The following is a 13,346-nucleotide window of genomic DNA, read 5'->3' on the forward strand; positions in this document are numbered from 1 at the left end:
CCAAAATAGGTGAATGCTGCGGGCACAGGGGGCGACTGCCCACCGCTTGATTGTGGGCATTCCCCAAGTGCTATTTCTAACGATCATCCGAAGGGCCAATTTGGAGGCTCCCCGCCCCGTTTGTTGCGATGCTTCCTGGGCATTTTTATGATTGGGTCGGCGGCTTTTTCCAAGCATTGAAAACGCCCGAAAGATCGGTCACAACGTTGCCTGTGTTACCGTGTTGAAGATCGTCAAGATTAACGCCCAACGCTTCGTAAAATTCACCAATCGTCATTTCAAGTCATCAAATCAAGCGGGCGACTTCAAAAAGTATTTCGTCACGATCTTCCAAGTTAAACCCGTTTAACGTTCCCGCACTTCCTCGCTAGTTGCGCCGCCATGCACATGGCAGAAACTGCCGTCTTCTTGAAGCAAAGCATGAAACGGTCGTTGAATGCCACCGCTTACAGAGTTTTTACACGGGGTTCCCCTAGAAGTCTTCGCTCCGCAACGCGGTTCGCCGTTTGTCGCAATCCAATCAAGATACTGTTCTTTGAATGCGCCGTTTTTCCTCGCGAACCATTCGTCACGATCTTTAACGAATGATGCCACGTCTTCCGGTTCCAACGCTACCGTTATTCCCCCCTCAGGTGCATCAACACCTCCAACGAAATCAATTCCGGCGGTTTGCATTGCCTCAATAGTCTTTTGGTCCAGTTTCATCTGTCTACCTCGCAATCACGTTTTTACGATTATAGCGGGCTCAAACTATGTGGGCACCAAAAAAACCATCGCGCAACAACTGTCACTATATTGGCAATGCGAACCCCAATGTGGAATTCATTTAATGATTTCAATGGTAAATGGCGGAGGGAGCCAACCTAGCGCCCAACTCTCTCTCAATCCAAGCCATTGAAATCATTGATGCGACCTTAGAGTATTCGTCCCATTTGGTCGCTTGTCTCTAGCAACAAACCTCGGCGCTGCTCAGTAGCCTACTGCATGATTGATTGTGGGGTTTAGGGGGGGGCGAAGACACATCTTAACACCCTCACGTCAGGTTTGACGAACATGGCCGCCCTGCCCTAACACTTTTTGCTTCCCTGAGAGGGGTGCCAAAATGTAAGCAAGCCCCATCACGTTGAATTATTGGCCTTTTTTAATGGCCATGGTGGAGCCCTGCAAGATGAATTCGACCATATCTCTCCTTCTGGTCTTCCTAAACCAGTTCTTCATGCCGCGGCACAATGCGCAACTGAGACTGCTGAAGGCACAGATCACAATCTTGCAAGCACGCATTCCGACAGAACGGATCATCCTGTCGCCCGCCGAGAAAGCCGAACTGCTGCGTATAGGGGAAGAATTCGGGCATGATGTCGACGGGCTGATGGAAGTGGCCAAGCCTGCCACCTACAAACGCTGGCTCGCCCAGATGCGTGTTGGACGCCCCTTTCAGGCGGTGGGACGGCCTCGCCTGACGCAAGAACTGCGGGACGTCGTCACTCGCATCGGATCTGAAAACCTCCTCTGGGGTTACAAGCGGATCGCTGGCGAGCTGAAAAAGTTGGGGCTCTACGCAGGTGCCAATTCCGTCAAGCGCATCCTCAATGATGCGGGTATTCACCCGTGCCCAGAGCGTCGCAAAAAGAAGCCGGCCCTGCCGTGGAAAACATTCATCCAAGCGCACATGGAAACCATGGTCGCCTGCGATTTCTTCTCGAAGACCGTGTTTACGCTACGCGGGCCAAGGACAGCCTATGTTCTGATGTTCATCCATCTCGGAAGCCGCCGCGTATTTTGCACCGCTCCGACCTATGCCCCCGACTCTGCATGGACTACCCAGCAGGCCCGCAACACCTTGATGTGGTGCGCTGAACAAGGGATCAGGCCGGACTTCTTGATCCGTGACGCCGATACCAAGTTCAGCGCCAGCTTTGATGCCGTCTGGGCCTCAGAGGCAGCTCGGGTGATACAGATCCCTCACCGGGCGCCCGATGCAAACGCCTTCGCAGAGTCGTTCATCGGCTCCATTAAGCGCGAATGCCTAGATTTCTTCGTCTGCTTCAGCCGATCACAGCTCGATTACATCCTACGAACCTGGGTGAGGTATTATAATGAAGAGCGCCCACATCGCGGACGGGACATCGGGAACAACGTACTACAAGTTGATTTCCGACCCGTCCGTGACGGCCAGATCCAACGCAATCGCCAGCTTGGCGGCATCATCACATCCTACTCCCGCGATGCGGCGTGAATGGTCGCGCGGAGCAAACCAGAGGGATGGATCACGTCGGTTTCATCTTGCCAGGCCCCACAACAGCCTCTAAAAAATGTGGCAACTTCAATGCGATGGTACAGTGCGTACATTTTGGCACCCTTCTCAGGGAAGGCTACAAGCGTCCAAACGGACGGATCACCGCCATCAGGCCAGCGCCGACTATGAGGCAGAGCTTAAACTATCCCGTCGGGCCCCTCGATCATGACGCGGCTGGCTAAATAGAAGCAACATGACACCCCGACGAAATCAGGGCACGCGAAGTTCGTACCGCTGATATCCGCTGGAGCGAATTTATGCTGATTTTGGCACGGAAAACCTGGGGCGAAGTTGGCACCCTCCGGTGGTTGAGTTTCAATCGCGTTTGCTATTCCTGAATAGCCTCAAGATAAGTCAAGAGAGCAGCTAGAACACGTGGCGTTGGTGTCATGACGCCGTCGAACTCCACTGGGACCAAGTTTTCTGCCATGGCGCCACCAAATTGTGGCATCACGCGCGCTAGGTGTGCCTGCTCAGGGTCACCATAGATATAGCTAAGCGCCCTTGCCTTTGGAAAGGTACCGCCGTTGCGACGACTCAACGTGGTCAGATTTGACGGCGCAGCTTGCAATTCAGCGGCTAGGGGGCCGTTGCCTTGTGCATTTGTTCCATGACAAGCAGCACAGTTGCTTGCGAAGAACGCAGCACCCTCAACGCGGTCGGGCATCGAGGGTTCTTCGGTACAGGCTCCCAGGCCAAATGCGACTAAACCCAAGCTCAAGATTGTCTGTATCGAATTGTTCACAAGGCGCTCCCATTTTTTCCAAGTATACCACACGCTACTATGATTGGCATCACCAAGATGAACGAACGGCAAGTCTGTCCGAAAGCCGCCGTTGAGGTTCCTGCCAAAAATGTATCTTTTGGGCTCATTGGACGAAGCCGCTCGCGCGGCACTGGTGCTTGTGGCAAGTGTATGGAAGCATCCCACATGTTGGCGGATTTTGCGATCTGGCTGACCTGTTTGAAGATTGAGGTTTCTCATTCGACAGAAAGGAGTCCGAACACAATCCGGACCGCACGCGCGCAGACCTCATGCGAGTAGCGATTTGCCCTTTTGCTTTTCGTCATAACCATCATCCTTACCTAATTTGACGGTCTCCGATAAACTCGGGGAGATTTAAGGTCTCGAAGTGGCAACAAAAACTTCGCGCGACATGATCACCTAATATTGCCGAAACAAATACTTTTAATATCTAAAAAATCGCCAATTCCGTATTTTGACCCTTCCCGACCTAGTCCAGATTGCTTGACACCACCAAAAGGCATGAGTTCAGTCGAAATCAAACCCGTGTTGACACCAACCATCCCAGATTCGAGGGCTTCGGCGGTGCGCCATATTCGAGAAATGTCTTGGCTGTAAAAATATGCAGCCAATCCGAACTCACTGTCATTGGCCATTTCAATGACCTCTCGTTCGTTCTCAAATGGAACGATGGAAGCCAATGGTCCAAAGCTTTCTTCGCGACAAACCAACATTTTTTGGGTCGCATCGCGCACGACAGTCGGACGAAAAAACGTACCGCCAAGGTTTGAACGTCCACCGCCAATCACCACAACACCACCGTGAGCGACAGCATCAGAAATGTGCGCCTCGACCTTTGACACAGCGGCGTCATTAATCAGCGGCCCGAGAGAAACACCATCCTCGAAACCGTCACCGACTTTAAGTTCACCCACCTTGATCGCCAGTTTTTCCACAAATGCATCGTAAATTGGTTTTTGGACGTAGAAACGGTTGGCGCAAATACACGTTTGGCCGTTATTGCGGAACTTGGCTGCGATGGCACCCGTCACAGCGGCCTCTAGATCTGCATCGTCAAACACAACAAACGGTGCGTTGCCACCCAATTCAAGCGATATCTTTTTGACCGTTTCCGCGCACTGCTCCATTAAAATTTTGCCAACGCGCGTTGACCCCGTGAATGTCATCTTACGGACTTTAGGGTTCGCGCATAGCTCTTTTCCGACACCCGAGGCATCCGTCGACGGGATCACGTTAAAGACGCCAGCGGGGATGCCTGCGCGCTCGGCAAGGACTGCCATGGCCAAAGCCGACAGCGGCGTCAGTTCCGATGGACGCGCAACAAATGTGCAACCAGCCGCGAGCGCCGGGGCCACCTTTCGCGCAATCATTGCATTTGGGAAATTCCACGGTGTGATCGATCCCACGACACCCACGGGCTGCTTCATTACGAGAATGCGTTTGTCGCGCTGATGGCCAGGGATGACATCGCCATCAATACGCTTGGCCTCTTCTGCAAACCACTCAATGAACGATGCACCATACAAAATTTCACCATGCGCTTCCACAAGTGGCTTTCCCATTTCCGCCGTTAGAATTCTGGCAAGGTCATCCGCATTTGAAAGGATCAAATCAAACCAATGGCGCAAAATGGCGGATCGCTCCTTCCCAGTTTGAGCAGCCCAGTTCGGACCTGCAGCATAGGCGGCATCAATCGCAAGGCGCGCGTGTACCGCAGAAAGGTCAGCAACCCGAGCGACCACTGCGCCCGTCGATGGGTTATTTACGGCGAAACAATCCTCACTCTCGATCCATTGGCCATTAACGTATCCGCGAACATCCAGAAGGGATGGATCTTTTAGAAATAGGTTTTCCAAATCAACGGTCTTTCATAGGGAATGAGCGCCCTTAAACAGGCACAAAAATACACCATAACATGCAAAAGCTCAGCACCTAGTCGGCGCCAAACCCGTATTTTATAGCCTTGCCACCATATCGACGCACACGCATATTGCACTGTTCTGCATGACCTACGAACCCTTCCAGCATGCAAAGCCTTGAACCATACTCACCTATAGCGGAGGCGGCAGCATTAGACTCAATGCGCTGATAACTATGGGTCTTCAAAAACTTCCCAACCCAAAGCCCTCCAGTATAGCGACCCGCCCTTTTGGTTGGGAGCGTATGATTGGTGCCAATAACCTTGTCGCCGTTAGCGACATTGGTCCGCGGACCCAAAAACAGCGCACCGTAGCTATGCATATTTTCTAAAAACCAGTCGTCACGATCCGTCATCACCTGAACATGCTCGGAACAGACATCATTTGCGACATCAAGCATCTCGTCGAACGTGTCGCACACGATGACTTCGCCGTAATCTGCCCAACTGACAGAGGCCGTTTCCGCGGTTGGCAGTATTTTCAGTATACGTTCGATTTCCAACAAAGTTTCCTCCGCCAGTGCATGACTGTTCGTCAATAATACGGCCGGAGAGTTGTAGCCATGCTCAGCCTGCCCAAGTAAGTCGGTAGCGCACAGCTCGGCATCTACTGTGTCATCTGCGATCACCATTGTTTCGGTCGGTCCTGCAAAAAGATCAATGCCAACGCGCCCGTAAAGCTGTCTCTTTGCTTCAGCAACATAGGCGTTACCGGGGCCAACGATCATATGAACGGGTTTGATTGCCTGTGTTCCGATTGCCATCGCGCCGATTGCTTGAATCCCCCCCAGCACATAGATCTCGTGCGCCCCTGCAAGATGCATTGCAGCCACCATAGCGGGGTGTGGCATGCCGTGGACAGGTGGGGCTGATGCGGCGATACGCGGGACGCCCGCAACGGATGCTGTGATAACGGACATATGCGCGCTCGCGACCATTGGGAACTTTCCCCCCGGCACGTAACAGCCCACAGACTGAACAGGAATATTGCGATGCCCCAAGATGACACCGGGAAGAGTTTCCACTTCTAGGTCAGTCATTGTAGATCGCTGAGCCAAGGCGAAATTTCGAATTTGGGTTTGGGCGAACTTTATGTCGGCCATTTCCCGATCGGACACCTTTTGGATTGCAGCCGAAATTTCTGAAGATGAGAGCTGAAACCGTGCAGGGGTGTAGTTGTCGAATTTTGCTGACAGCTCGCGCACAGCAACATCACCCCTCGTTTCGATATCGAGAAGGGTCGCCTCAACGACGGAGCGAACAGAGGCGTCATCCGCACTTCGCTCTTCGACTGGTTTGCCTCGTTTTAGATACGTAACGGCCATAACCGCGTTCTCCCTCGAAATTAAAGGTCTTGGATCAGGTGCGGGATTGCTTCAAACAAATCCGCTACCAAACCATAGTCAGCAACTTGGAAAATCGGTGCATCAGCGTCTTTGTTGATCGCGACAATGATCTTGCTATCTTTCATCCCAGCCAAATGCTGAATGGCGCCCGAAATGCCAATAGCGATGTAGAGCTCCGGAGCAACAACTTTTCCGGTTTGTCCAACCTGCCAATCATTCGGGGCATAACCTGAATCGACCGCCGCGCGAGATGCACCGACCGCCGCGCCAAGTTTGTCTGCCAACCCTTCGATCAGCTTAAAATTCTCTTCAGAGCCGACACCACGACCGCCGGACACAACCACGCCAGCAGACGTGAGTTCTGGGCGGTCCGACGCCGCAACTTTGTCCGCGACCCATTCCGAAAGTGTTGGACTTGCCGCGACTGCGACTGTTTCAATCGCTGCGGAACCTCCAGTTCCGGACGCGTCAAATGTCGCGGTCCGTATAGTCATAACCTTAATGGCATCACTGGACTTTACCGTTTGCAACGCATTCCCCGCATAGACCGGACGGACGAACGTCTCGGCATCAACCACCGCGATCACCTCGGAAATCACCATCACATCAAGTAGCGCCGCGACATGCGGCAGGATGTTCTTTGCATCCGTTGTGGCAGGCGCGATGATGTGGTCGTAGTCACCCGCAAGCGACACAATCAGATCAGCGACAGATTCCGCCAAGCCATGCCCAAGACTATCGCCCTCGGCAAGCACCACTTTACTTGGGCCAAGAGTTGCGGCTAAATCTGCTGCGGCACGCGCATCGGACCCCACACATAATATCGTCACATCACCGAGCATCTTTGCGGCGGTCATCGCCTTGGCCGTTGCATCGACGTTCATCTCACCATTGGAGACTTCTGCACATAAAAGAACAGCCATTAGACAGCCCCTACTTCTTTGAGTTTCTCGACCAGTTCAGCAACAGACCCTACAAGAACGCCTGCGGATCGTGTTTGCGGCTCAGCCGTGTTAATCACCGTCAAGCGCGGCGTGATATCGACGCCGAAGTCCGACGGAGTCCTTTCAACGATAGGCTTTTTCTTTGCCTTCATGATGTTTGGCAGCGAGGCATAGCGCGGCTCGTTCAGCCGTAAATCAACCGTAATAATGGAGGGCATTTTGAGTTTGATGATCTGCAATCCACCGTCAACTTCACGGGTCACCGTGGCGGTATCGCCGTTCAATTCCACTTCGGAGGCAAAGGTGCCTTGGGACCAACCTGTTAGCGCAGCCAGCATCTGACCCGTAGCGTTCATATCATTATCGATCGCTTGTTTGCCGGCCAGAACGAGATCCGGCCGCTCTTCGTCAATGACGCCTTTAAGGATTTTCGCAACGGCTAAAGGCTCGATGTCTGCGTGAACATCATCGGTCGCAATAACGAGAATTGCACGATCTGCGCCCATTGCCAAAGCTGTACGTAGCGTCTCTTGGCATTGCTTCACGCCGATAGAAACCGCGACGACCTCATCAACTTTACCTGCTTCTTTCAGGCGAACCGCCTCTTCAACAGCAATTTCGTCAAACGGGTTCATCGACATCTTTACGTTTGCGAGATCTACGCCGCTTCCATCCGCTTTCACGCGCACTTTTACATTGTAGTCTATCACACGTTTGACAGGCACGAGGACCTTCATAGGCAGTTTCTCCGGCGTTGGTTTTGTCGTGGATTAAAAGTATAGGCGGCAACCTCGATGTAGGTGCCGCCTCTGTGTTTAGAACGAGTAGGCAAGCGTCAGGAACGGCGAGACAGCGCTATTGCCACCAAACGGCTGAGGGCCGACGACACCGTCGACACCGACGGCCGCATCCCCAAACTGGCGATATTGGACGCCCGCAGTTACTTCATATTGGCCGCTCGAATATCGCGCACCCAAAGTCAGTGCCTGACTGCCATCATAGGGGCGCAATGCGGTTTCTTCGCCGTCTTTAAGCTGTGCTTCGAGGACACCAAAGACCGACCATTCATCATTAATGGATCGTCCAAGGCCAACACTTACGTTGATGTTATCCTCTTTGTAGTCGATGAGACCGATATCAAAGTTTGAATAATCAGACCACTTTACGCTACCGAAAAGAAGTGTTTTGGAATTCAGCGCGATCTCCCCGTCCAGTTTGAGGGATTGAGGCAACTTAGCTTCCGACTGAGTTGGCACAGTAACAACGAAATCCGGAGCAGCCTCGAAAGTTGTTTTGCTGTCGAAGTCGTGCTGCACTGAAGAGTTATATGTTAGCGTTAAACGCGCGCCGCGCTCTGGGATCAAATATGACGCCCCAAGTAGGTAGCCAATACCATTATCAGTGCCAGTATTTAGAGCATAGGGCGCAAATGGAACAGCCAGGTCCAGCTCACTCTTAACCGCGCGCAAGCCACCATGCACCGAGAGGTTGTCGTTAAGCTGATAGCTGAGGACAACCGCGACTTCATTGCTTACGAAGTCGATCGCATATCCCTCAAACCCCCCACTCGCGTAACCGTTATCCGCGCCAAACGGCTGATTCAGGAAAACACCGAGCGCAAGGTCGTCATTCACATCCGTTTTGAACGCAAAGCCTAGTGTCGAAAAATCATTCAAGACACTACCGGTACTTCCGAATGGCGCGGCAGACAAATTAGGTCTGGGCGCCGTGTAGGATAGCTTTACGACATTTCCAGAATCGAACAACAGCTCAACAGGGATGTTGTTGCGCTCAAGTGAGCCCGCCAATGCAGGTGCAGCCAAAGCGCCAAAGATCGCAGCGCTGGTTAGAAGTTTAAGTTTCATTGTCTCTCCTCCCGAGAAAAATTCAGCGCCCACATCCTCCGCGCGTCGCCTCTAACCATGTTAATTAATAATTACGCTTCACATAAAGGGTGTAACATTTTCTTACCGATCTCCGTCCAGCTCGGCGTCCAAAGCATCACTCTGCGCGAAACAGCGCACCCAACACCACGCGGGCGTGATCAGTGAGTGGGACGGGTCGGCGCGTTACGCGGTCAACGTTTACATGAACAAAATGGCCGCGCGCCGCGGCTCGGCCACCCTCTCGTGAAAATAAGGCAATGTCATAATGGACCGACGACGATCCGAGTTTGGTCACACGTAAACCTGCACTTATGAGATCTGGGAACGACAATTCTGAAAAATAACTGCATCCGGAATTGACGACCAAAAAAACCGTGGGGCTTTCACGCAGGTCTAAAACACGTTCTTCGACAAGAAACCCATTTACCGCCGTATCGAACAGCTCGTAGTGAACCGTATTGTTCATATGGCCGTAAATGTCGTTATCGAACCAACGGGTCGTGATCGTTTGGAACGTTGCGTATTCGTCACGGGCTGGGGGAATAGGACGGGTCACCATGCTGCCTCATAAATTGTTAGGGCATCGGCCTCAGTGACCGGACGCGGATTGTTCACGAGCAACCGAGATTGGTTCATGGCATCGTGCGCCATCCCGGGGAGGCTATCCTTGTCAATTCCAACATCGCGCAAACGCTGTGGCAAGCCACATTCGGCCGACAACTTTGCGAGCGCATCGCAAAAGGCATCCGCGCGCTTTAGTGCAGGCACGTCTATCAAGTCGGGAAACGCCGAAAGAGCCATTTCGATATAGTCGTCAGGTGCAATAGCCGCGTTAAACCTAAGCACATGTGGCAACACCAGCGCATTTGATAGTCCATGCGGAACCTTGAAGCGTCCCCCAATCGGATAGGCCAAGGCATGCACGGCTGCGACAGGTGAATTGGCAAAGGCTTGTCCGGCAAGCATCGAGCCAACCATAAGCTGTGATCGCGCCTCCAAATCATCCCCGTGATGGACGCCGCGTAATAGAGATCCGCCGATGAGACGAAGCGCCTCTCGCGCAAGAGTACGTGAAATCGGGTTATTATTTGAGCTAGCCGAGGCATAGGCCTCAATAGCATGGACCATTGCATCGATCCCAGTCGCCGCGGTGATATGCGCAGGCAACCCAACAGTCAAAGACGGGTCCAGAACCGCAATATCCGGCAATAATACAGGGGAAACGATCCCCATTTTTTCATCCGCCGATGTCGTAACAATCGCGATTGGCGTCACTTCGGACCCTGTTCCCGCCGTTGTTGGAATTAGGATGAGTGGAAGGCGGACACCCTGCGCCTTTCCTACTCCATAAATATCGGAAATCTTGGCATTGGTCCCCGCAAGGAAGGCTACGAGCTTCGCCACATCGAGTGACGACCCGCCGCCAAGCCCGATGATACTGTCGTACTCATGTGCCTGCGCCTGTGAGACAGCAGACAAAACTGTCGCCTCTGATGGATCCGCCTCGACCTGATGGAACACATCACACGAGATCGCGCACAGGCGCAAGGCCGCACGCGCTTGATCGACAATACCCGTTGCGACAAGCCCGCGATCTGTCACGATGAGGCATCGTTTGCCAATCGTGTTTGCCGCAAATGTTCCAATCTGGGCCAAGCACCCTACTCCGAATTGCACCGTCGGCGCGGTGGCAAAGACAAAGCTGTTTTGAAGTGATTTCATTCCCAACGCCCTCGCATTGTTTAAACTGGCACTAGCATAAAAAACATACTATTGAGTATGCTGTCAATCAATTGCAGGGGGACCCCACAACATGAGCCATATCGACATTGCCTACGCCGCCATCCAAGACAGTATCGGAACCGAAATCGGTGTTTCGGATTGGCAAACGATTGATCAAAAGATGATTGATAAATTCGGATCAGTTACGTTAGATCGCCAATTCATCCATAACGACCCTATCCGTGCCGCTACAGAAACACCTTTTGGCGGGACCATTGCGCACGGTTTTTTAGTTTTATCTCTTGCAAGCCGCTTTGCATTTGACAGCTTTCCGGCGACGCAAGGGCAAGTTATGGGCATGAATTACGGCTTTGATAAAGTGCGCTTTTTGACACCTGTTCCTTGTGGTGCGCGCGTCAGAGGGCGGTTCATTGCAAAAGATGTCGTGCGTAAATCTGACATGCAACTCTTGCAAACTAGCGCACTGACAGTAGAAATTGAAGGAGCAGCCAAACCAGCATTGATTGCTGATTGGCTAACACTTGCGGTCTTTTCATAAGTAACGCGTAACAGGGAGAATGACGGTTTGACCCGCGCCGACCTCAAGCACGAAATTGTTAAGCAAGCTGCAATTTGCTTTGCTAAAAATGGTGTAGATGCCACATCTATTGATCAAATCGCGCATGCAATGGGCGCGTCAAAGGGTAAAGTCTATCATCACTTTTGCAGTAAGGGCGAGCTGCTCCTTGCTGTTAGAAAGCAATCAATCGAGTCTGTCATCCAACGTGTAAAACCTGTAGCCGACACGCCCGCGCCAACAGCGCAACGCTTTGTTGCGATGTCCAAGGCGCACGTCATGGGCATTTTGGTCGACCTACCCTTTCACCGTGTGGTGGTTGAAAATTTGAGAGCCGGACTTAGCCAAAACCTACCCCCGCACGAGAGTCGTTTGCTCTCTGAAATCAAAGCTTTGCAGGCCAGCTACGAAGACTTGTTCCGCGATGTAATCTCGTCCGGACAAAAAGATACAAGCTTTCGCCAACAATCGGTATCAACCACCGTGAACAGTGTGATTGTACTCCTGAATGCCCCGATATTTTGGTACCAACCCCGCGCTGAAGATACAGAAGACAGCCACCGGCGTATTGCTGAACACATCGCAGAGATGGCCCTCGGCACGCTGACCCCCCGTCCCTAAAAAATCACCAAGCCTTGGTTCGTTTTGCTTACAGTATTTTCCAAAAACATACCTATTGGTATGTTTGATCGGATAATACATGGCTGGAGAACTTTCAATGGAGATCACTTTTTCGCAAGAGGACGCGCAGTTTCGCGCGCAGGTACGTCAGTTTTTGGCGGACAACCTATCGCCAGAATACGCACAGATCGTTGCAAACGGCGGTTATCTAAACAAAGAACAGCTCTTGGATTGGCAAGCAATCTTGAACCGCCAAGGTTGGCTAGCATACAACTGGCCCGTAGAATTTGGCGGCACTGGATGGGGCCCAGTCAAAACTCATATCTTTGACGAGGAAATGGCGCGCGCCGATGCGCCAAAAGTTCTAGCTTTCAACTTTAAAATGCTTGCACCAGTTTTGATGAAATTTGGCTCAGACGAACAATGTAAGTATTGGTTGCCACGGATGCTTGATGGGACCGATTGGTGGTGTCAGGGATACTCCGAACCCGGAGCAGGATCAGACCTTGCCAACATTAAAACAACAGCGGTCCGCGACGGTGACGACTACGTTGTAAATGGACAAAAGACGTGGACCACGCTTGGCCAATACGCAAACATGATTTTTTGTTTAGTACGCACATCAAACGTGGGCAAGCCGCAAGCGGGCATTTCATTCCTACTCATCGATATGGCAACACCGGGCGTCGAAATGCGGCCGATCCGGACCATTGATGGCGGATACGAGATCAACGAAGTCTTTTTCACCGATGTCCGCGTACCAGCTTCAAACTTGGTCGGCACCGAAAACGATGGCTGGACCTATGCCAAATACCTTTTGACATATGAGCGAACCGGCATTGCAATGGTCGGCGCATCAAAGAAAAAACTGGCCCGACTAAAAAATCTGTTCGCCGAAAAATCTAAAACACTCTCGCCCCATGAAAAGATATTACTGGCCGCCCGAATTGCTCGTGTTGAAATCGATTTAGCAAATATGGACACAACAAACCTACGCGTTCTGGCATCGGTTGCGGGCGGCGGCCCGCCCGGTGCCGAAAGCTCGATGCTCAAAATCCTCGGGTCTGAAATTCATCAAGACCTCGACAGCCTGATCCGCCGCACCATGGGACGCAAGGCGCAAGCCGTGACCACAGGGGCGAATTCTCCTGCAGGCACGGCACAGGCGGCAGGCGTGTATTTCAACAACCGTAAGCTGTCGATCTACGGCGGATCAAACGAAATCCAAAAGAACATCATCAGCAAAATGATCTTGGGGCTATAGGGCAAA

Annotated in this window: 13 protein-coding genes; 4 read left to right on the top strand and 9 right to left on the bottom strand. The window is 52.2% G+C overall.

Annotated features, from left to right (window positions below; translation table 11 throughout):
* Window positions 1–345: 345 nt before the first annotated feature.
* Window positions 346–705: a hypothetical protein gene (locus tag ACTG34_RS07985; protein ID WP_439104422.1), complete on the bottom strand. Its 360-nt coding sequence runs from the start codon at window positions 703–705 to the stop codon at window positions 346–348.
* A gap of 463 nt (window positions 706–1,168) precedes the next feature.
* On the opposite strand from ACTG34_RS07985, the gene ACTG34_RS07990 reads away from it, so the two are divergent.
* Window positions 1,169–2,236, top strand: coding sequence for an integrase core domain-containing protein (locus ACTG34_RS07990; protein WP_439104423.1), 1,068 nt, complete (start codon window positions 1,169–1,171; stop codon window positions 2,234–2,236).
* A gap of 388 nt (window positions 2,237–2,624) precedes the next feature.
* On the opposite strand, the gene ACTG34_RS07995 is transcribed toward ACTG34_RS07990, so the two are convergent.
* From ACTG34_RS07995 to ACTG34_RS08030, 8 genes are all read right to left on the bottom strand, one after another.
* On the bottom strand, window positions 2,625–2,963 hold the full coding sequence (locus tag ACTG34_RS07995; protein ID WP_439104424.1) for a c-type cytochrome: 339 nt from the start codon (window positions 2,961–2,963) through the stop codon (window positions 2,625–2,627).
* A 494-nt stretch (window positions 2,964–3,457) separates the two neighbouring features.
* Window positions 3,458–4,918: an NAD-dependent succinate-semialdehyde dehydrogenase gene (locus ACTG34_RS08000; protein WP_439104425.1), complete on the bottom strand. Its 1,461-nt coding sequence runs from the start codon at window positions 4,916–4,918 to the stop codon at window positions 3,458–3,460.
* Window positions 4,919–4,994: 76 nt separating this feature from the next.
* Window positions 4,995–6,305, bottom strand: coding sequence for a histidinol dehydrogenase (gene hisD, locus ACTG34_RS08005; protein ID WP_439104426.1), 1,311 nt, complete (start codon window positions 6,303–6,305; stop codon window positions 4,995–4,997).
* 20 nt (window positions 6,306–6,325) lie between these two features.
* Complete coding sequence (locus tag ACTG34_RS08010; protein WP_439104427.1) at window positions 6,326–7,249, bottom strand: electron transfer flavoprotein subunit alpha/FixB family protein; 924 nt, start codon at window positions 7,247–7,249, stop codon at window positions 6,326–6,328.
* Window positions 7,249–8,007, bottom strand: coding sequence for an electron transfer flavoprotein subunit beta/FixA family protein (locus ACTG34_RS08015; protein WP_439104428.1), 759 nt, complete (start codon window positions 8,005–8,007; stop codon window positions 7,249–7,251). The genes ACTG34_RS08010 and ACTG34_RS08015 overlap by 1 nt, the downstream gene beginning before the upstream one ends.
* Window positions 8,008–8,085: 78 nt before the next feature.
* Window positions 8,086–9,135 (bottom strand): OmpP1/FadL family transporter, encoded by a 1,050-nt coding sequence (locus ACTG34_RS08020; RefSeq protein ID WP_439104429.1) that lies wholly within the window; start codon window positions 9,133–9,135, stop codon window positions 8,086–8,088.
* Window positions 9,136–9,271: 136 nt separating this feature from the next.
* The gene (locus ACTG34_RS08025; protein WP_439104430.1) at window positions 9,272–9,715 is read right to left on the bottom strand and encodes an acyl-CoA thioesterase; all 444 of its coding nucleotides are present in this window, start codon (window positions 9,713–9,715) and stop codon (window positions 9,272–9,274) included.
* Window positions 9,709–10,878, bottom strand: coding sequence for an iron-containing alcohol dehydrogenase (locus ACTG34_RS08030; RefSeq protein ID WP_439104431.1), 1,170 nt, complete (start codon window positions 10,876–10,878; stop codon window positions 9,709–9,711). Before ACTG34_RS08030 ends, ACTG34_RS08025 begins: the two co-directional genes overlap by 7 nt.
* Before the next feature lie 91 nt (window positions 10,879–10,969).
* Between ACTG34_RS08030 and ACTG34_RS08035 the strand changes: the two genes are divergently transcribed.
* The 3 genes from ACTG34_RS08035 to ACTG34_RS08045 all read left to right on the top strand — a co-directional run bounded on the left by ACTG34_RS08035 (window position 10,970) and on the right by ACTG34_RS08045 (window position 13,340).
* Entirely contained in the window at window positions 10,970–11,437 is a 468-nt protein-coding gene (locus ACTG34_RS08035; protein ID WP_439104432.1) for a MaoC family dehydratase, read from the top strand.
* Window positions 11,438–11,464: 27 nt separating this feature from the next.
* Entirely contained in the window at window positions 11,465–12,076 is a 612-nt protein-coding gene (locus ACTG34_RS08040) for a TetR family transcriptional regulator (protein WP_439104433.1), read from the top strand.
* Window positions 12,077–12,173: 97 nt separating this feature from the next.
* Window positions 12,174–13,340 carry an acyl-CoA dehydrogenase family protein gene (locus tag ACTG34_RS08045; RefSeq protein ID WP_439104448.1) on the top strand — a complete coding sequence of 389 codons (1,167 nt, stop codon included), beginning with the start codon at window positions 12,174–12,176 and terminating at the stop codon, window positions 13,338–13,340.
* Window positions 13,341–13,346 lie beyond the last annotated feature (6 nt).

Origin of the sequence: Celeribacter marinus (assembly GCF_965656515.1) — a bacterium.
GTDB lineage: Bacteria > Pseudomonadota > Alphaproteobacteria > Rhodobacterales > Rhodobacteraceae > Celeribacter > Celeribacter marinus_D.